This is a genomic window from Actinacidiphila guanduensis (genome assembly GCF_900103985.1).
GTDB classification, from domain to species: Bacteria; Actinomycetota; Actinomycetes; order Streptomycetales; family Streptomycetaceae; genus Actinacidiphila; species Actinacidiphila guanduensis.
Genome location: NZ_FNIE01000001.1, coordinates 293134 through 312924 on the forward strand (window position 1 = coordinate 293134; position 19791 = coordinate 312924).

At 70.3% G+C, this 19791-nt stretch carries 15 protein-coding genes; 6 read left to right on the top strand and 9 right to left on the bottom strand.

Going from position 1 to position 19791, the window contains the following annotated elements:
• Position 1: 1 nt before the first annotated feature.
• A complete protein-coding gene (locus tag BLR33_RS01370) occupies positions 2-994 on the top strand; it encodes a substrate-binding domain-containing protein (RefSeq protein ID WP_093782354.1) in 993 nt (330 codons plus the stop codon).
• Positions 995-1076: 82 nt separating this feature from the next.
• Here BLR33_RS01370 and BLR33_RS01375 read toward each other — a convergent pair whose 3' ends face one another.
• Both BLR33_RS01375 and BLR33_RS01380 read right to left on the bottom strand, forming a co-directional pair.
• On the bottom strand, positions 1077-4217 hold the full coding sequence (locus BLR33_RS01375; RefSeq protein ID WP_245771068.1) for a GH92 family glycosyl hydrolase: 3141 nt from the start codon (positions 4215-4217) through the stop codon (positions 1077-1079).
• 812 nt (positions 4218-5029) lie between these two features.
• Positions 5030-5599 carry a DUF3885 domain-containing protein gene (locus BLR33_RS01380; RefSeq protein WP_093782356.1) on the bottom strand — a complete coding sequence of 190 codons (570 nt, stop codon included), beginning with the start codon at positions 5597-5599 and terminating at the stop codon, positions 5030-5032.
• 532 nt (positions 5600-6131) lie between these two features.
• On the opposite strand from BLR33_RS01380, the gene BLR33_RS01385 reads away from it, so the two are divergent.
• Entirely contained in the window at positions 6132-6599 is a 468-nt protein-coding gene (locus BLR33_RS01385) for a hypothetical protein (RefSeq protein ID WP_093782357.1), read from the top strand.
• A gap of 109 nt (positions 6600-6708) precedes the next feature.
• On the opposite strand, the gene BLR33_RS01390 is transcribed toward BLR33_RS01385, so the two are convergent.
• The 3 genes from BLR33_RS01390 to BLR33_RS01400 all read right to left on the bottom strand — a co-directional run bounded on the left by BLR33_RS01390 (position 6709) and on the right by BLR33_RS01400 (position 9478).
• Positions 6709-7029: a hypothetical protein gene (locus tag BLR33_RS01390; protein WP_093782358.1), complete on the bottom strand. Its 321-nt coding sequence runs from the start codon at positions 7027-7029 to the stop codon at positions 6709-6711.
• A gap of 57 nt (positions 7030-7086) precedes the next feature.
• The gene (locus BLR33_RS01395) at positions 7087-7776 is read right to left on the bottom strand and encodes a DJ-1/PfpI family protein (protein ID WP_093782359.1); all 690 of its coding nucleotides are present in this window, start codon (positions 7774-7776) and stop codon (positions 7087-7089) included.
• Between the two features lie 427 nt (positions 7777-8203).
• Positions 8204-9478, bottom strand: coding sequence for a TolB-like translocation protein (locus tag BLR33_RS01400; protein WP_245771069.1), 1275 nt, complete (start codon positions 9476-9478; stop codon positions 8204-8206).
• Positions 9479-10905: 1427 nt separating this feature from the next.
• Here BLR33_RS01400 and BLR33_RS01405 point away from each other — a divergent pair.
• The 4 genes from BLR33_RS01405 to BLR33_RS01420 all read left to right on the top strand — a co-directional run bounded on the left by BLR33_RS01405 (position 10906) and on the right by BLR33_RS01420 (position 14190).
• A complete protein-coding gene (locus BLR33_RS01405; RefSeq protein ID WP_093782360.1) occupies positions 10906-11661 on the top strand; it encodes a hypothetical protein in 756 nt (251 codons plus the stop codon).
• A 137-nt stretch (positions 11662-11798) separates the two neighbouring features.
• Positions 11799-12182: a hypothetical protein gene (locus BLR33_RS01410; protein ID WP_143031604.1), complete on the top strand. Its 384-nt coding sequence runs from the start codon at positions 11799-11801 to the stop codon at positions 12180-12182.
• 569 nt (positions 12183-12751) lie between these two features.
• On the top strand, positions 12752-13729 hold the full coding sequence (gene hemC, locus BLR33_RS01415; RefSeq protein WP_093782362.1) for a hydroxymethylbilane synthase: 978 nt from the start codon (positions 12752-12754) through the stop codon (positions 13727-13729).
• Between the two features lie 53 nt (positions 13730-13782).
• Entirely contained in the window at positions 13783-14190 is a 408-nt protein-coding gene (locus BLR33_RS01420) for a cytidine deaminase family protein (protein WP_093782363.1), read from the top strand.
• 63 nt (positions 14191-14253) lie between these two features.
• On the opposite strand, the gene BLR33_RS01425 is transcribed toward BLR33_RS01420, so the two are convergent.
• The 4 genes from BLR33_RS01425 to BLR33_RS01440 all read right to left on the bottom strand — a co-directional run bounded on the left by BLR33_RS01425 (position 14254) and on the right by BLR33_RS01440 (position 19659).
• Positions 14254-15609 (bottom strand): galactose-binding domain-containing protein, encoded by a 1356-nt coding sequence (locus tag BLR33_RS01425; protein WP_093782364.1) that lies wholly within the window; start codon positions 15607-15609, stop codon positions 14254-14256.
• A gap of 139 nt (positions 15610-15748) precedes the next feature.
• Positions 15749-16126: a VOC family protein gene (locus tag BLR33_RS01430; RefSeq protein ID WP_093782365.1), complete on the bottom strand. Its 378-nt coding sequence runs from the start codon at positions 16124-16126 to the stop codon at positions 15749-15751.
• Between the two features lie 27 nt (positions 16127-16153).
• Positions 16154-18745 carry a polysaccharide lyase family 8 super-sandwich domain-containing protein gene (locus BLR33_RS01435; RefSeq protein ID WP_093782366.1) on the bottom strand — a complete coding sequence of 864 codons (2592 nt, stop codon included), beginning with the start codon at positions 18743-18745 and terminating at the stop codon, positions 16154-16156.
• Between the two features lie 467 nt (positions 18746-19212).
• Positions 19213-19659, bottom strand: coding sequence for a cupin domain-containing protein (locus tag BLR33_RS01440; RefSeq protein WP_093782367.1), 447 nt, complete (start codon positions 19657-19659; stop codon positions 19213-19215).
• Positions 19660-19791 lie beyond the last annotated feature (132 nt).

The window sequence follows — 19791 nt, forward strand, 5'->3', positions numbered from 1 at the left end:
GGTGGCTCCCCTGCACCTCACGTTCGCCTGCGGCGACTACGACCGCACCCGCGCCCTGGCCGAGGGCACGGTCAGGGCCGACGGCATCGACCTCACCTACCTGCGGCTGCCGGTCGAGGAGACCTTCTTCCGGATGCTGCGGCACCGGGAGTTCGAGGTCGCCGAGATGTCCCTGTCCTCCTACGTGGTCTCGCTGCGCGAGGACCCCTCGCCCTTCGTGGCACTGCCGGTCTACACCTCGCGGATGTTCCGGCACAGCTCCCTCTACTGCCACGCCGACTCCGGCATCGAGAAGCCGGAGGACCTGCGCGGCAAGCTGGTGGGCACGCCCGAGTACCAGTTGACCGCCTGCGTGTGGATGCGCGGCATCCTCGGCGACCGGCACGACGTGCCGTTCGACTCCGTCCGCTACGTGACGGGTGGTCAGGAGACCGCGGGCCGGATCGAGAAGGCCGACCTGCACCTGCCCGACTCGGTGCGCATCGAGCGCATCCCCGAGGACGCCACCCTTGCGGAGATGCTCGCCACGGGTGAGATCGACGCGCTGTGCACCCCGCGCGTGCCGAGCCCGTTCGCGGCCGGCGACCCGCGGGTGCGGCGGGTCTTCCCCGACGTGGTCGGCGCCGAGAAGGAGTACTACGCGGCGACCGGCATCTTCCCGATCATGCACGTGGTCGTCATCCGCCGCGACGTCTACGAGCGGCACCCCTGGGTGGCCCAGTCGCTGAACAAGGCGCTGGTCACCGCCCGCGACCAGGCGTACGCGAGCCTGTACGACACTTCCGCGCTGCGCTTCATGCTGCCCTGGCTCACCCCCCAACTGGAGGAGGCGCGCGCGCTGTTGGGCAGCGACTACTGGTCCTACGGCGTGGATGGCAACCGCGCGGCCCTTGAGGCGTTCCTGCGCTACCACCACGAACAGGGCCTGTCGGCACGGCGGTTCGCCCCCGAGGAGCTGTTCGCCCCGGAGGCGCTGGAGGCCGCGGTCATCTGAGGCCACGTCAGGCGGCGAACGCGGAGGCGCCCGGACGGCTCATCGCCGTCCGGGCGCCTGGCGTTTCAGCGGGCTGCCGCGGTCAGTTGTCGTCCGGGCACAGGTGCAGCGCGAGCACGTTGCCGCCGCTCACGGCGACGTGCACCTTCCCGAGCGTGCCGACGTCACCCCCGTTGGCGACGCGGAAGTCGGTGCCCGCGTTCTCCCCGTTGTGGAAGGCCGCGTCGTCCACCGTGAAGGTGGCCGTCTTCCAGGTGTCGGTGCCGGTCTTCACCACCGGCGCGGTGTTCTTGTAGGTGTTGCCCACGGCGTCGTACTGCAGTGTCCAGCTGCCGGTGCCGTGGTCGTAGTAGTCGATGGTGACGGTCGCGTGGTACGGGCCGCCGCCGGGCACCACCGTGTTGTCGATGTCGAAGTACTCGTACGGCGAACCGTCCGTCGTGGAGCGGCCGCTGCGGCCGTCGAGGGTGACCGGCACGGTGTGGCCGTCGCCGTTGTCCCGCAGCCGCAGGCCGCACTCGGTGTCGGTGCTGCCGAGGGTGTCGCAGGCGGTGGCGTCGCCGTCGGCCGCGGGCACGGTCAGCACCGCCGCGCCGCCGGGCAGCGCCTGGCCCGTCGCCGTGGTGAACGCCATCTGCACCGGGTGGTACCCGGACGGCGTGCCGTCGGCGACCTTGATGGTCACCGGGGTCGTGGCGGTGCGCGCGTGGCTGAGGTCGAGGGTGCCGGAGGACGGGGTCACCGTCACCCCGGGCACGTCCGCGCTCGCCGTCCAGTGCACCCGGCCGGCGCTCCCGGCGAGGACCGAGGCGCCCACCGTGCCGGGCAGGCTGGTGCCGCCGGGGGTGACCTGCGTGCCGGTGGGGGTCAGGTAGCCGACCGCGGGGACCTCGTGGGCCCGGTACGAGGGCGGCGCGTCCTTCGCGGCGGTGGCCCGGTGGGTGTCGGGCCGGGTGGACAGGTCCACCTGCAGCTCGCCGCCGCGGGTGGCGAAGTCGGCGGGCAGCGCGTTCGACGTGTAGCCGCGGCCGTCCAGCCGCAGCGAGGTCACGTAGGGCGCGTCGGCGGCGGCCTTCGGCGCCTGGATGCCGATGTGGCGGCCGTTGCCGAGGCTGATCTCGGCGCGCTTGACCAGCGGGCTGTTCAGGGCGAGCGTCGGCGTGCCCGGGGTGGCCGGGATCATGCCGAGCGCGGCCCACACGTACTCCGAGGACAGGGCGCCGTTGTCGTCGTTGCCCGGCAGGCCGTCGGGCGCGGTGGTGAACAGCTGCGTCTCGAAGCGGCGGGTCACCTCCTGGGTCTTCCACGGCTGGCCGACGTAGTCGTAGACCCAGGGCGCGGTGGTGTCGATCTCGTTGCCCGCCCAGTCGTAGGGGGCGTTGCCGCCGGCGTTGAGCTGGGAGAAGAAGTCGTCCAGCCGCGGGACGACGGCCTGGGCGCCGCCCATCGCGGCCACCAGCCCGGCGAGGTCCTGCTGCACCGAGAAGTTGTACTGCGCGGCGTTGCCCTCGTCGTAGCCGTCCTGGCCGAACGCGCCGGCCGGCGGGGTCTGGAAGCCGGGTCCGGCCGGGAAGGCGCCGTTGTCGTCTCGCGGACGCAGGTAGCCGGTGGCCGGGTCGAAGATGTTCTGCCAGTTCTGGCCGCGCTTCGCGTACGTGTCGGCGGCGGCGTGATCGCCGACCGCCGCGGCCAGTTGCGAGATGGCGAAGTCGTCGGTGGCCCACTCCAGGGTCTCCGAGGCGCCCTGCAGGCCGTGGTCGCCCTGCGAGACCGCGTCGTTGGGCGCGTAGCCGCGCTTGACGTACTCCTCGACGCCGGGACGCTCCACCCAGCCCCAGCCGACCTTCTCCGAGTGGTTGGCGGCCTTCTCCATGATCGGCAGCGCGCCGCGGATGTCCACGCCCGTGGCGCCGAAGGCGACGTACTGGGCGAACAGCGGGACGCCGTTGTCGCCGTTCATCACGTTGCCGGTCATGTTCTGCGAGGGCCACTTGGGCCACCAGCCGCCCTGCTGCTGGGCGTCGCGGAGCAGGGAGTCGGCCATGTCGCCGGCCCGCTGCGGGTAGAGCATGGTCTGCAGCGGCGCGAGCGAGCGGTAGATGTCCCAGTCGGAGAACGTCGCGTACTGGGTATGGCCCGCGGGCACGCGGTGGATCGCGTCGTCGAAGCCGATGTAGCGGCCGTCCACGTCGTTGAAGACGCTCGGCGACTGGAAGCAGCGGTACAACGAGGTGTAGAAGACGGTGAGTTCGTCCTTGCTCGCGCCGCCCACGTCCACCTTGCGCAGTACGTCGCGCCAGTCCTTGCGGGTCTGCGCCTGCACCTTGCCGGTGTCCCAACCGGGGATCTCCGCGGCCCGGTTGGCGGCCGCGCCGGCCTCGCTGACGTAGCTCATCCCGATCTTGGCGGTCACCGAGGTGCTGGTGGCGGTGTCGAAGGTCAGGTAGGCGCCGGAGCCGGAGCCGGTCGCGTGGTCGGAGCCGGGGGTGACGGTGCCGCCCTGCCAGGTGCCGTGCGCGGTGAACGGCCGGTCGAAGACGATGTCGAAGTACATCGTGTACTGGCTGTTGTTGCACAGGCCGTGCGGGGTGGTGGTGCCGGCCAATTCGTGGTCGTTGACGATGTGGACGTCGGCGGAGAGGTCACCGCCCAGGCTGGTACCGGACTTGACCAGCACCTGGGCCGTACTGCCCGCCGGGTAGCGGAAGTCGGCGATGCCGGTGCGGGTGGTGGCGCCCAACCGCACGTCCACGCCGCTGTCCTGGAGCCTGACGTCGTAGGAGCCGGGGGCGGCCTGCTCGTCCTCGTGCGAGAAGTGCTCGGTGCGGGCGGCGGGGTCGCTGCCGACGTCGCCGGTCACCGGAAGGATCGGGATGTCGCCGAAGGAGGAGCAGCCGCCGGAGAAGTGGTCGAGGCTGAAGCCGCGGATGGCGTCCGAGGAGTAGTCGTAGCCGGTGGGGCCCGAGGCGGTGTCGGGGCTGAACTGCATCATCCCGAAGGGCGCGGTGACGCCGGGGAAGGTGTTCTCCCAGTCGGTGCCCTTCTGGGTGCCGATGAAGGGGTCCACGTAGGCGGTGGGGTCCTTGACGAGTTCGGTCGCCCCGCTGCCCGCGGCGGCGGCCTCGGGTGCCGTGGCGAGCGTCGCCGCGCCCACGGCGAGCACGGCGGCGGCCGCGGCGAGGGCCGCCCATCTCCTGCGGAATCGGGGTTCTGTGCGTGTCACGCGGTCACAGCCCTTCGGTTCGTGCGGGTGGGTAGGGGTGTGGATGAAAAGTCTCTTGACATCGTTGTCATGTGCGCGATTCGGAGTGTGCGGGTGGGGGTGAGGGTGCGTCAAGGGGGCGGTGGGGGCTGGCGTTTTCCCGACAGACGGGTGCGGTTGGGGGGCGGGGAGGGGTTCGCCTTCTTACGGGGGGCGCTGCTCCCGTTTACGGGGGGGGTGCGTGCTGCTCCCGTACGGACGGTGCCGCTTCTCTCGGAGAGAGGGGTGGGGCTCCTCCCGACAGGGGCCCTTGGGCGGGGGCGGTTCGGTGCGGCTCCTCCCGACAGGGAGCCCTTGAGCAGGGCGGCGGGGTGCGGCCTTTAGCGACACGGGGCCTTGAACTGGGCGGCGGAGTTCGGCTCTTCGTGACACGGGGGCCCTTGAACGGGGCACATGCATGCGGCTGTCTCGGGGCGAGGCTTTGGAGCATTGGGGGGCTACGCCCCCAGATACGTACGGCAACCGTTGCGCCCAGCGGCAAGGTGACACCTGCCGACAGGGCGCCCTCTTCGCCCAAGGGACAGGCCCACCGCTGGTCGGTTCACGCCGAATTCGACGTCCCGGGCGCACTGCGTATCAGCTGGCCCTCCAGGGCACCCTCTTCGTCCTACGTACCCGAATCCCGCGCAACGCCGGTTAGCTGATCGCGCGTTGCTCCCGCCCGCGCCGGCTCCCCCGCCTGCCCATCAGCGGTGAGATCCGGGACGGCGTCCACGCACGCCTCCCCCTCCCCCGGTGAAGACCATTCTGAGCCGAGCGGCGATCCGGGCCGGTCAGAGACCCGAGGGGTGACGGGAAAGCCAGTCGGCGTGCCGATTGCGCATCCGGACGCGTTCTCCGGGTGTGGCGAGGAAGACGTCGGCACCACCGTCGTAGGGGTGGTGGATGCGCTGCATGCGAATGTCGGTGATGAGGATTCCCGCCACCTTGTCGTCGGCGGTATCCCGGAGCAAGTCGTCGATGCAGCCGCGCTGCCAGGGCCGGCGTGCGGCGAAGAGGTGGCAGTACGTGCGGAGCTCAGGGTCGGGATCGTCCGCCACCAGCAGGCTCTGCCAATACCCCGTTCTGGGTCCCGCTGGCGGAACCTCGGCTTCGGTCGTCCACAGCGGACTGATGACGTACACGTCCGCGCCGGCGAACAACTCGTCAAGGACGGTGTTGTAACGCTCCAGGACGACGGCGTACTCGCTCTCGTCCTCCGCGTACCGCTTCGACTCCGGCAGGCTGTGGAAACGTACCCAGACATCCTGGTACGGGCCCCGGAGCTTGTACCCAACCGGCGGGCATCTGGGCCAACGCTGCTGCCACAGCCCCGTCAGATCCGCCTGCCCGTCTCCGGACACCCGTCTCACTCGCCCTCTCGCGCAGGAACCTGCCGACGACCATGATGCCGATGCTTACGAACGAGCGACACCGACTTCTTGGCTGTCGCTTCGCCGGCTGCCGTAGCCGGTCCAGTCCACGTTTGACGAAGTTTGTCCAGTGCGTTGTCGATGCTGGTCCCTGTGAGAGCGGGAAGGACCGAGGCAGGAACGTCGGGTGGCAGCGCAAGGCGGGCAGCGTTGCGGCCGGCAAGGCCGCCGAGCCCGAGACTCCCGAGCTTCAGGTAGATGTACTGCGGCTGGTTGAGGCGGGCTGGGTTCAGCCTTGCGGCATCACGTCGCGCAGGGCGGCGAGGGATCCCTTGCGTCCACGCTTGCGGATCTTGCCGATCCTGTCGTCGGCAGCGTCGAAGTTTCGACCCCAGGTGATCGACGGATGTCTCGCCTGCTGAACCTCGCCGGCTGATCAGCTGGATGACGGTGGACCGAACGTACGCTCGATAACATCGATTCGCCAAGGAGTGAGCTTCCGCCGACGAATCGAGAGAGCCCTGTGAGCGAGGACGTCCTGTCGGTAATACCCACCGACCCGCATTGGCAGCCCGGCCGTGCCGCGGCCGACCGCACCGCGATGATCGTCGCCGAGATGGCACCGAGGCTGCCTGGCGGGGTAGATGTCGAGATCGACGTCACCTGGCACGACAAGCTCACTGTCGTCGATTGTGGGGCGAACCTGGAACGGATCAATTGCCCTCTATGCGGCGACTCGATTGACACCGAGTGGTGGGCGGACCTCCTCGAAGCCTACTCCGAAGACGGCTTCGCAACCCTCGCAATCGAAGCTCCCTGCTGCGGCGGCGCAACGTCGCTGGACGCACTGAACTACGACTGGCCGTGCGGCTTCGCGCGCTTCGAGATCGCCATCTGGAACCCCGAACGAGCCTGGTTCAGCGACGAGGAACTCGGCGCCCTCGCCAAGGCCCTCGGCCACCCCGTCAAGCAAGTCAGGGCCCACATCTGACGCACCAGCAGACCTCCCGACATCACGGGTTCAAGTTCAGTTGCGTGCGGTGCACCGCCACCCGGAGACGGGCACGGGCCGATTGGTCGGTCGCGGCGGGATCGCTTGGTCAGTGGGGTGTGTCGGCCTGACGCGGGCGGCGCTCTCCGGTGACCTTCGAGGCCGGGAGGCGGCCGGCCTTGGAGGTCCCCGTCAGCGTGTCGCCGTGGATCGTCACGGCGAAGGCGAGGTTCAGCCGCATGGGCTTGGTGACGGCCTGCTTCCACGTGAGCCGGTCACCGTCGAGGACGACATCGCTGAGCGGGACCTCCTCTCCCGCTCCGCGTGCGGTCCCGATGAGGGCACCGTCCTCGCGCCGGAACTCGGCCACGGCCGTGATCCTTCCGATGGGGGTGGAGATGGACAGGTCCCAGGTGCCTTCGGCGGACATGCTGCTGTTCTTCCTCACGGTGCGGTGCGAGTGGGCGGTGGAGGGGGAGACCTCGGGTCACAGGCGCGCGGGCGCCGGGCCCGTGGCGCGCCAGACGGTGCCGCGGCGCTCGTGGGCGAACAGCCCTTCGACGGCATGGGCGATCCGAGGGCCCAGCTCGCGCTCGAGGAGGTACAGGCCCAGGTCGAGTCCGGACGTGACACCAGCCCCGGTGACGAGGTCGCCGTCGTCGACGACGCGGGCGTTCACCGCGTGGGCACCGGTGGCGTCCAGCATGTCCAGGCCCATGTGGTGGGTGGTGGCGTGGCGTCCCTCCAGCAGTCCGGCCATGGCCAGGACGAGTGAGCCGCCGCACACGGCAGTGACCGTCACCTCGGGGTTCTCCATCGCCGCCGTCAACAGGGCGGGCAGTCCGGTGGTCAGGGTGCGGCCCAGCAGTACGGGGATGAATTCGTCCTGCTGCCACTCACCGGCCCCCGCGTCGTGGTCGGGCACCTCGCCCGGTTCCCCCACCCGGCCCGAGGCGCCGGGGACCAGGATCAATCCGGCACGCGCGGGGTCGAGGGCAGCGGTGGCACGCAGCATCAGCCCGCCGGTGCCGCTGATCACCTCGCGCGGCCCTTCGGCGGAGACCAGTTCGACGCTCACGGCACCCGCGGAGGCAGTGCCGCCCGCGTACAGCACCTCGTAGGGGGCGATGACATCGAACGGGTCGAAGCCGTCGAACAGGACGATCTGGGCGTGCATCAAGGGTCCTTCAGATGGGAGGAAGTACGGCCCGCGCCGGGTACGCACCCGAACCTATGGGCCTGCAACCACCTCTCCCAGTGGCATGAGTGACACTCTTCAACGGGTTGTCGCCAAGGTGACGGGAGGCCCCGAAGTGCCGTCTCCCCCGGGGCGGCTCACATGCGTACACGGGGCGACGACTTGTCGATATGTCGGCCCTGCCGAGCTGAGGGCCGCGGCCCGGACCTGCGGGGCGGGTGCCCGATGCCCATTGAATCGCCCCACAATCCGCGGCCGACGTGCCCGAACCCTCTACCTTCGTGGTGGTCGGCACCGACGGCGTGCTCCGGCTGGCGCAGCGGGCATTGTTGCGTGTGACGAGGCGGAAGCGGTGCTGAGTGCCGGCAAAGATCAGCTTCGTCCACGAGGCGCGCGGGTGGGCCGGTCATGTCCCCGCGTCGAACATGGGATTTTGGGTTGCTCTGAGTTGGAGCCAGACAGGGTCTTGTGCCGTTGCGGTGTGGACGGTTGCCAGGTCAACCGGATTCCAGACGCGGTCTCCGTCGGTGAGGACGAGGTGCTCTTGCCACTCGTCGCCGTCGGGGACTTCGGATGTGGCGTCGAGGAACGCCGAGACCGCCGATGCCGCGGCTGCGGATGTGTCACCGTCGTCCGCGGCGCTTGACTCCTCGGGGTCGGACCGTACGGACACGACGACGAGTTCGGCGCTGCCGTTCGCGAGGACCAGTTCGCCGCCGGCCATGGCCGCAAGGGCGGACACGGGAGATCCGACCAAGATGTCGTGCTCGACGGCACGCGAGGTTTGGACATCGATCTCGATCAGCGTCCCGGTGGGTGTTCCGACCCAGAGCAAACCGGGCCGGCCTGCGAACGCGAGATTGTGCCGCGACCAGGCGTGCATCTGGTCGAGCCATTCCTTCGGACGAGGGTAGGCGCGAGGGTCGGGCTCGCCGAGAGTGGTCGCCAGAACGCGCTGCAGCGATGGGAACGCGAAGACGTCAAGGGTGTTGTCGTACGAGTTGCCTCGAATCGCGAAGTGACGTCCGTCCGGGCTGAACAGGGGCGTTTCGTAGTCATCGACGTCCAGGATCAGAGCCCGCCGCAGCAGACGCATCGCACCGGACCCGGCCTCCGGATCGACCCGCGCGAACAGGCAGTGCGTCGCGGCCTGGTCGCTGTTCAGCGTGGCCACCAGACCGCCGCCGGGGTGGTGGGCCACGCCGGTGTCCCACGGCGGGCCCGAGACGACGGTCCCCGAAGCCAGGTCGACGGCGTCCGAGCCGCCCCACCCCCGGTCCGAGGACGGCGTAGCCCACAGCGTCCTGCCGTCCGGGCTGAACGCCGCGTCGCGGTAGTCGGCGGCAGGGGGAAGACCGTCCATCGCGGAAAGCCCGGCAGGGGACCACCGCACCACGCCATATTCGCCGCCGACCACCACGAGTTGTCGCTCGTAGGGATGCCAGGCCACTGCGGGCGTCCGCTCGATCCGCTCCCAGCCGAAGGCATCGCCGTAGTCGTCCGACTCCGCACCCGCACATCCGAGTTCGCGCAGTTGCCCGGCCTCGCAGCCCCATACACGAACCGCGGGACGCTCCCCGTCCAGGGCGGCTATCAAAGGAAGGCGCGGGTGGCACACCAGGCGCTCGACGAGGGATCCGCTGCTGACGCGCACACGTGCCACGGCCTCAAGATCGGTCACATCGACACCGTAGCCGCGGGTACTGACACATGAGCCGGCGCGCGGGTCTCTGGCACAGGCCCGCCTCGCCTGCTCCGAAGCCGGCTCGGCGTTGGTATCCACGGCCCTGGAGCGTCAGTTGCGACCTCGGCGTCCTTGGTCCGCAGCGGGCCGCAGAGGTCGGCGAGGGACGCCGGCGCGGTACGCAGCGCGCCGTCGGATTCCGCACGCTCGCGGGCGGCGAGCCGGTCACGGTGCAGCAGGTGGCGGCCGATGCCGCTGAGACCGGTGAGGACATCGACGACCGTACGATACCTGGGCACCCCCGCGTCCCGTTTCGCGATGTGCAGAGCAGCGAGGCGGCAAGCAGAGGCAGCATGAGGGGTCGGTCCGCCGCAGCGGCGACGCGACTTCTCCGTCCCGGCGGCGGCCAGCGCCCCGAGGTCGGTGAAGGCCTCCTCCATGGGGCGGTGCTCGGTCGCCGCGGCGGCCAGGCCGAGGTAGCGGTGTGCGGTCGCCGGTGGGGCTCGCCATCGTCGCTTCCGCCCAACAGGCCAGCGGGCCGGCCGAACTCGGCGTGCAGCAGCGTCAAGGCATGAGCGGGCGCGGTTGAGCGAGCCAGGCTCCCAGCGGGCGGAGCCCTCCGCGGGCCGGGCTGCCGCGGTCGCCGGGAACGGGGCCTCCGGTTCCTTGCGCAGTGCGGGCACGAAGATGAATCGCGGGTGATGTTCTTCGCCCCGGTCCTGCCTCCGCGGGTGCGGCACGCGCTGCCTGCTGCTCGGGCTCCGCACATCGGAGGTCATTTCGTTCTCCCGCGTTTGCGGCGTGATCGGGCATCAGGTTCGCCCCGCGCTGTCTCAGAATTTTCCTGCCCAAGACGCGTATTGCGAGAGGTTCTGCGCATGGCGGACTGCGGGAACGCAGTCCGCGCGGGGCGTCTCGAAGAAACTCGCTCGACCCGTCGTTCATGAAAGCCATGGAGGCAGGCCCGGGTGCGCATTTCGGCACCGCCCCTTCTCTCTGCTCTCCCTGCCTGCCGAAAAGGATCCATTCCCGACAGTCCCAGCCGCCGCAATGGCTCGGAAAGCGCCGGCACGGCAGGCAGCCCGCGCTCCGCTCGCAGCGGATCACCCTGCGCATGCCGGGCGCCGGCTGAGATTTTCCGGGCAACAGGTCTGCCCACCCGGCTCCTGAAAAACACCGAACATGAGCGAACGCATCGAAATGCGGTTTGAGCCTCAAATGATCATATACCGCCCCACCGGGGAGAGAAATCGAGCCCGAATGCGGCAAAATGTGGCGGTATTCAAGATTTTCGACTTCTCGCAGAACTTGACTACCGTGCATGCGCAACGATCCAGGGAGGTTCACAGGTGTCGGATGACCAGAGGGTTTCGAGGTCTCGCCATTCTTCGCGCGGAGCCCACAGCGGCGACATTGAAAGACTGGTGGATGTCGACCTCGCGGCTTTCCGTTCCGTCTACAAGGAATACGAAGCCACAGAGACGGAGCTGCGAAACAGGCTGACCGATATTTTCGCCATGCGTCTCGACAAGGTCGGCCCCGACTGGTTCCGAGTGGCCGAGAAGGACGGCTCAATAGAAGGGTTCCTTGTCAGCTGCCCCACCAGGAAAACACCGGATGAATTCAAATCGTGGGAGGAAACCACTGACGGTGGAACGCTGATGAGCACGTATGATCCGTCGGGGCCGAATGTTTACGTGGTGAGCCTCAGCATGCTGCCCAAAGCCGGTGAAGGCGCACGGAACATGCTCATCCTCCACACCATGGGAAAGGTCGTCGAGGGTGGGTATGATCAATTCTTCTTCGAGTCCAGGCTGCCTGGCCTGCTGTCATGGTCCCGTCGACGCTGCCGCGACAAGGGGCGGACCGTGGAGTCGCTGACCGAAGCGGAGCGCTACGATTTCGCTGAATCGTATTTTCACTCCACGCGGGACGTGAAGGGGAAACAGGTTCCCCTCGATCCACTGCTGCGTATCTACGACCAGATAGGGTGCACGTTTCTTCGCGTCTTCCCGGACGCCTACGAAGACGCCAAGTCGATGAACTTCGGCGTGGTCGGCGTGTGGCGCAATCCGGTTCCCCGAGCCCTGCGTAAGAACTTCCTGGTGCGAAAGGTCGTCGGTGGAGCATTTTGCACCCTGTCCCGGTCCCATCGCTTGACCGGAAAAGCTTTCTCATGAGTTCCTGTACACTGCCACCTTCGGGGCGGGACGCGAGGCCGCCTCGAAAACGGCCGGGAAGCCTCGCTCTGCTCGGACGGAAGAAGCACTCCGTTGTCGTTGCGCTGGCGCTTTTCAGCACGGCGCTCACTCTTGCCATGAATCCGTTCGGCGAACTGAAGCGGCGCTTGATCGACGTTGCCCCGTGCGCAGGCGCAGGATTCATAGTCAGTGAAACCATGTTCATCGGCGGAATAATGATCATGGCCGCGGCCGTCGGGCTCGGCTGGGGCAACCCCTTGAAGATCAGAAAGACGCTGGCGGAAATTTACAGCAAAGCGAATGGAAGCCGGACCTTCTGGCTCGGCTTTTGGATCAATTCACTGGGGTCGGTCGGCAGCTCGGCGATACTATCGATCGGCTTGATCCTGTATCTGCCGCCGGAATCCTACGGCCTCCTTGGTGTTGCGGTTCTCGACCTGGCGGCAACCGTTGTGGTTCGTAAGGCGATATGGAGTGGGGCAAGAAAGGCGGTGACGTGATTTTTTGCCGACGCCTACTCTCGCCGCGTGCGACCGTGTCGGATACGGAGAACCACTCCGCCGAGCGTCGCCGCCACGGTGTGCGCGTACGGGCCGGCTCACGGCCGGAGGCGGCGTCGGCGAGGGTGGTAGCGGCGTAGGGGGCGGCACGGGCGAGCTTGCCGAACCGCGCGGCGCCGGCCTTGTCCGTGCGTTCCCGCAAGTCCGGGGCGGCAGGCCGGTGGGACCGCAGCGTCAGGCTGCAGGCGCGGTCGCGAAGGCCGCGCGGACCAGGTCCACGGCCCGATCGAAGACGACCATGGACTTCACCGTCCCATCGGCAAAGGTGAGGTCGAACCGCGTGCCGCACTCCGCTGGGGACCAGCCCGCGACCCGGCCGCGACGAGGAATGATGAGGAATACCGCCGACGCGCTGCCTGGACGAGAACCCCGCCGGGGATGCCGGTCCGCGAGGACAACAGCGTGGCACCCGCCCTCCGAATCACCCGCGCTCGTAGTCAGGGGGGTGCGCACGGTGAGGGGAGGGGCGATCCCTTACCTTGGGGGCGGAACGAGAGGACCCCCGTCGCATGAGCACCTTCCCCAACGGCCGCACCCTGCGGATCGGCACCCGCAGCTCCCCGATGGCTCTCGCCCAGGCGAACACGGTGGCCGATCTGCTGCGTAAGGAGCGGCCGGAGCTGCGGGTCGAGCTGATGCCCGTCACCACGCAGGCCGACCTGTGGCAGGGGGATCTGCAACAGCTCGGCGGCAAGGGGCTGTTCGTCAAGCAGATCGACGCCATGCTGCAGCGCGGCGAGGCCGACGTCGCGGTGCACTGCGTGAAGGACGTCCCCGGCGACACACCGCTCCCCGAGGGCCTGGTCTTCGCCGCCTTCCTCCCCCGCGACGACGTACGGGACGTGCTGCTCTTCCCCGAGGGCTCCGAGCGGCGGACCCTCGGCGACCTGCCGCCCGGCGCCATCGTGGCCACCTCCTCCGTACGGCGCGCCGCGCAGCTCAAGCGGCTCCGCCCGGACCTGACGATCACCCGCGCGCGGGGCGCGGTCGGCACCCGGATCGAGAAGCTCGACGGCAGGAGGGAGCCCGACGGCGGCACCGCCCCGGACGCCATGGTCCTGGCCACCTCCGGGCTGGAGCGGCTCGGGCTCACCCACCGCGGGCGGCAGGTCTTCACCGTGGACGAGGTGCTGCCCGCCGTCGGGTCGGGAGCCCTCGGCCTGGAGTGCCGCCACGACGACGGGCCGGTAGCGGACCTGCTCGCCCGGCTGAACCACGAGCCCACCATGACCGAGGTGAGCGCCGAGCGCGAGATGCTGCACGGCCTGCGGGGCCACTGCAACAGCCCCATCGCCGGGCACTGCACCACCGACCCGGACGGGCGCCTGTCCCTGCGCGGCATGGTCTTCTCCCCCGACGGCTCGGCCGTCGTCCGTGCCCATCTGCGGGACGAGAGCGGCGACGGCCCCGCCGACCTCGGTGCCCGTGTCTGCGCCGAACTCCTGCGCCAGGGCGCCCGGGACATCATCGAGGACATCCCGCACTGAGGCCCGCCGAAATCCCCTTGCGCGCCGGGCCCCGGCCGCGACACCTTCGACGCATGACCGTCACCGCCGAGGACACCGCGCTCGTGGACGCCGCCCAAGCTCTCGTACGGGCCCGCGCCCGTGGGGACAACCACACGGTGGCGGCGGCCGGGCGGGCGCCCGACGGGCGGGTGGTCACCGCGATGAACGCCTACCACTTCACCGGCGGGCCCTGCGCGGAGCTGGTGCTGATCGGCACCGCGGCCGCGCAGGGCATTGATGAGCTGACCACCGTCGTGGCCGTGGGCGACCGGGAGCGCGGGGTGCTGCCGCCGTGCGGGCGCTGCCGGCAGGTCATGCTCGACTACTTCCCCGGCGTGCGGGTGGTCGTGGGCAACGGGGAGCAGCGCCGCACGGTGCCGGTCGCCGCACTGCTCCCCGAGACCTACGTGTGGTCGGACCACCAACTCCCCGACGCGTAAGGGCGCCTGGCTGAGCCGCCCGGCCATGAATCGCGGCCGAAGAAGACCCCGGCCCCCGAGGACTCAGCCGAAGACCTTCACCTCGTAGATCCGTGTCGCCGGGTCCGTCGTCTGCGTCGGCGTGGTGACGTTCAGCCGGACATAGCGGGCGGAGGTGCCGGTGAGCGCATGGGTCGTGGTGTCGGCGGTGTTGGCGGTGGCCTGGGCCGCGGTGGTCCAGGTGGTGCCGTCGGTGGAGACCTGGAGGGTGTAGGCGCGGGTGTCCCAGGACGCCGACTCCCCGCCCGCGCCCGCGTGGTCGATCTCCACCGAGGAGAGGGCGTGGGTGGCTCCGAGGTCGATGGTGAGCTGGGCCGGTGAGGCGAGCGAGCAGAACTTGTCGCTGGTGCCGCCGCTCACGCTGCCGTTGACGGCCTTGTCGGGCGTCTCGTTGGCGTTGCAGGGTGTGCTGCCGGTGGCGGGGCGTCCGAGGGCGAGGTCGGTGGCGCCCGAACTTCCGCCGTTCATCGCGGCGTTGACGGTGGCGGCCCACTGCCAGGGCGCCGCGGTGCCGCCGGGCTCGGAGTTGAAGTACTCCCAGCCCGCGACGCCGCCGAAGTCCGCGTACTTGGCGCTGAGGGTGCCGAGCGTGCTGGTGAGCGTGGCCGGATCGACGTAGCCGCTGCCGCAGTTGGCGGGGTTGGTCAGGGTGCCGGCGACGACCTTGGAGGCGGGGACGACGCCGTGGTTGATGATGGCGTCGTATCCGCTGGTGTTCGCGAGCGAGCCCCAGCCGCAGTAGAACTGGGCGTTGAACCAGGAGATGGACGAGGCACGGTCGCGGTAGAGCTGGTCGTAGCTGAAGCCGGAGAGGTTGCCGCCGCCGTCGAGGGCGGTGGCCACGGGCGCGAGGGTGACGATGAAGCCGGAGCCGAAGTCGGTGTGCAGCTGGTCGATCAGCCGCTCGATGCCGGCCAGCGACATGGACTCCTCGACGTCGAGGTCGAGTCCGTCGAGGTGGTAGGTGGAGACCACGTTCTTCAACAGCGGGTAATACGTGGCGAATTGCGTGTCCAGGCGCTGGAAGCTGCCCTGCGCGGCGCCGCCCACCATGCCGAGGGCGTGCACCCCGTGGGCCTGCATGGTGGCCACGTCGCTCCACATCTGGGTGAACTTCGGGTCGCCGGGCGGGTCGTCGTTGAGGTGCACCGAGCCGTCGCTGTTGAGGTGGAAGGCGCCGATGAGCAGGTCGGTGGCCCCGGTGCCGTGGTCGGTGAGGCCGAGCGGCGAGACATAGCTGCCGTTGCTGTACTGCGTCTGGTAGTAGACGACGACGCGGCGGCCGGTGGCGGCCTGCGCGGGGGCCGTCGTCCCCAGCAGGGCGGCCGCCGCGGCGACGAGCGCGGCCACCAAGACGGCGAGTGCTCTCCTGACGGTCATGTACAACGGGCCTCCTCGGCCTGCCGAAGCAACCCCCCTCATGTCCCTGACAATGTTGTCAGCGTTGCGGCTGAGACACCAGACACCAACCCGCCACTGTGCTCGCGGAGTTGGAGGCGGCCGCGGCGGACCCGCCCGCCTACGCCTTCGGGTTGCGGGTCAGGCAGAAGGGGTGGCCCGCCGGGTCGGCGAGGACCACCCAGTTCACGCCGTCCGGCTGGAAGTCCGGCCGGGTGGCGCCGAGTGCGAGCAGCCGCGCCTCGGCCGCGGCCACGTCGGGCACGCCGAAGTCGAGGTGGGACTGCTGCGGCGCCTCCTGGCCCGGCCAGTCCGGCGGGCGGTAGCCCTCGACCCGCTGGAACCCGAGCAGGAGGCCGTCCTCCCAGGTGAGCCCGGCGAACTCCGCGTCGGACTTGGGGTGGGGTGCGAGGCCGGTGGCGGCCTCGTAGAAGGCCGCGAGCGCGAGCGGGTCCGCGCAGTCCAGGGTGATCGCGCGCAGCGTCATCAGCGGGGGCATGCCGGCTCCTTGTCGGGTGCGGGGACGTCAGCGCAGGAGTGCCGACAGGGTGGCACCGTACAAGTGGCGGGTTGTGGCGCGCACTCGGGTTCCGCCGGGGGTTCGGGAGACGCGCAGGCCCGGGGCGGTCGAGACGGCGCGCAGGGGGCGGCCGCGCAGCAGCACGGTGACGGTGTCCCGGGTCGTCGTTGGGTCGGCGATCGCCACCTCGACGCCGCCGTCCGGGTGTTCGCGCACCAGCACGGAGGCCGGGCCGTCGGTCTCCACCGTACCCGCGCGGTGCGTACCGCGGGCGAAGGCGTTCAGCGCGGTGATCCGCAGGGCGGGGTGGTGGACGGCCTGCAGGGCGGTGGAGTTGGCGAGGACGAGCGGGGTCCTGCCGTGGCGGCCGTAGCCGGCCAGGGCGCTGTCGGTGGCCCCGGGCACGATCGCGTACGCGAACGCCGTGGGCGGGGCGCCGGCCGGCTGGGCGTGGCCGACGGAGAAGACCTGCTTGGTCACCGCCGTGTCGGGGTTGGACGTGCGCACGGTGCGACGGCTGCGCGTCACCGTCTCCACCGCCACGGTCACCTGCGGCGGCCGCTGCCCGCCGGGCCCGTCGAGGAAGACGTAGCCGACGACGGTGTCCTGCGCCGGGTCGGCGCACCGCAGCCAGGCGAGCCGGGCGGTGCCGGGGCCGGTGAGCGCGCTGCCGTTCAGCAGCCGCCCGGTCAGGGCCAGTTGGGTGGAGGGGGCGGCGATGCGGGTGTCGAGGGTCGTGGTCACCGCGCGGCCCGCGCCGTCGCCGACGCCCGCTGCGAGCACCACGACCTCGTCGTCGAAGAAGTACCAGGACTTGGTGGCCTGCGCGTTGCGGTACGCGACGAAGTCCGGCGGCAACTGCCCCGCCTGCACAGCCGCGTAGGCCGCGTCGTCGGAGAGCACCAGGCCGCAGGTGCCGTACGCCCCGCAACTGGTCCCGCCGGAGTGGGTGTTGGTGGACAGCGGGAAGTAGACGTAGGTGTTCTGCGACTCGGAGGAAGACGTGAAGCCGGCCGCCGGGTTGTCGTACCAGGCCGTGCCGTACAGCTCCGGCACCGACTCGCGCTCCTCGACCGGCGCGGTGACGCCCGCCAGCGCGTAGGGCGACACGGTGGTGAAGTAGTCCACGCCGTACGCCTGCGTCTGGTCCTGCCCGGACAGGTACAGGTAGTGCGCGCCGGCGCCCTGGAACCACGGCAGCAGGTTCTCACCGCTCATGTACTCGTAGCCGCTGATCCGGGTGGAGCTGCGGGCGAGGGTGAAGGTGTAGCCGGGGCGGCGGTGCACCACGCGGTCCATCGCGTTGAACGCGCTGTGCCGGGCGGCCGGGTTGAGGTCGGCGGCGGGTACGGAGGTGTCGGCGAGGATGTCGGCGTAGCGGCCCACGCTCACCGGGGAGACGAAGCCCGCCGGATTGAGCGCCGCCCGCGACTCCTGCCGCACGTACTTCACATAGCCCGCAAGTGCCGCCGCCTGCGCACCCGTCGAGTACGCCGCCAGGTCCACCACGGACTCCACGACGGTGCCCACGTCCGCGTACCCGGTGCCGGTCCTGGACACCGCGCGGCCCTTGACCGCCTCCATCATCCAGCCCTCGTGGATCAGCGGCGCGAAGCTGTTCGCGACCCAACTGCCCGCCGCCGCCACCGGATCCGCGCCCGCGAGGTACCCGGTCCCGTCGAGCACCTTCACGGTCTGCACGATCCGCGTCAGCAGACCCGTGCCGTAGGAGCCGGTGTACGCCACCGACGCGTGCTGGATGAAGGAGCCGTCGGCGTAGAAGCCGTCGGTGACGCCGTGCTGCAGCGCGTACGGGTCGATGACGGCGAGCACGGTGAGCTGGTCCGCGACCGCCTTGGTGATGCGGGCGTCGTCGCCGAGCAGGGCGCCCTGCAGGATGCGGTCGGTGGTGATGTCGGCGAGGTTGGCACCGGTGTGGAAGCGGGAGTTCAGGTCGACGTCGCCGTCCTTGCCGTTGCGCAGGTAGCCGTCCATGGCGGCGACGTACGCGGGCGTCAGGTCGGGGCGACTCGCCGCCAAGGCGTCCTTGAGCAGGATCAGCGTCTTGGTGGCGTACTGCGAGATGCCGATCTCCCAGTTGAACCAGTTGCCGTAGTAGCCGGCCGACTGGTCGCCGTAGTAGCCGTCGTAGAGGAACGCGAGCCCGTCGACGACGCGTTGCTGCACCTCGGGGCTGTCGAGCAGGTCGGCAGGGGCGCCGGGGGCGCGGGTGGCCAGGGCGATCTCGTAGAGGTACTGGAAGGACGAGGTGAGGTTGGCGTCGTTCGTGCCGAGGGTGAGGCCGGCGAAGACCTGGCCGCCGCCCGCGCTGTCCATCGCGGTCAGGTGCGAGCGGGCGGTGGACACGATGGCGGCGAGCTTCGCCGCGACCTCGGGCCGGCTGTTCGCCTCCGGGGTGCCGGCGAACACGGCGAGGGTGTTGGCCAGGACCAGGGCTTGGCCGGCGGCGCCGGTCCCTCCGGGGGTTCCCTCGCCGGTCCGGCCGGCGCTGTCGGCCGACGCGCGGAGTGGCTGGGCCGCGGCCAGCAGGGCGCCTGTCGGTACGGCGGCGATCAGGGCACGACGGGATATCCGCACGGTTCCCTCCGGGGGGAGCGGGGTGATGTAAGCGGTTTCCGTATTGAACCGCTCGGGGTCCGGCGTGTCACGTGTTTCCACGCAACGGCTCCGCTCAACGGCTCCGCCGGCCTACGGGGTGCCTACCGTGCCGGCCCGAAGGGTCGGCCCCCTCCACGGCCCCTTGAGCACGTACGGCGTGCCGCCCGCGCACGAGGCTCGCTCCCCGCCTGACGGCCGACCCGGAGGGGCGGTCGCCCGCCGCGCCGGACCTGACGGTCCGCAGGTGGCTGGGCGCGCAGTTCCCCGCGCCCCTCAGCTACGAACCCCTCACCGCCCACGCACAAAGCTCGCCCACTGCCTGACGGCCGACCCGGAGGGGCGGTCGCCCGCCGCGCCGGACCCGCCGGTCGGTCCTTGGCTGGGCGCCCAGTTCCCCGCGCCCCTTCGGGGGCGGGCCGCTTGGTTCGCGGCTGGGGCGGGGGTGGTCAGTCGTGGAGGAGGGTGAAGTCGGCGAAGTCGAAGCCTGGGGTGACCATGCAGGCGACCAGGACGGGCGTGGAGGTGGTGGGGCGGGCACGTTGCCAGTGGCCCGCGGGGACGACTGCGTGGAAGGGGCCGTCCGGGCCCGGCGCCAGGTGGTGGTCGGTGAGGGGGCCGGGAGCGGGGCCGGGCGGGCTGGTCTGGAGGAGCAGGGGGCCACCCTGCTGCCAGAGCCAGACCTCGTCGGAAGCGACGGTATGCCACGCCGATTCCTCGCCGGGCCCGAGCAGGTAGTGGATGAGGGTGGCCGAGGAGCGCAGGGCGCGTTCGGGATCCGTACCGCTGTACGCGGGGTGCGCCAGCGTGACGGGCGAGGTGTAGATCCGCCGGTACCACCCGCCCTCCAGGTGAGGGGCAAGGCCGAGCGCACGAGCGAGGGGCGGTGGGGTCATCGACGGTCCTACTGCTCCGGGGACGGGTTCCCATTGTGCGCGGCCAGCACCACCACCGCCCCTCACACCGCCACCTCGCGCACCCAGCCCGTACACCCCCTCGCGCACCCACCCCGTACACCCGTCCCCGCA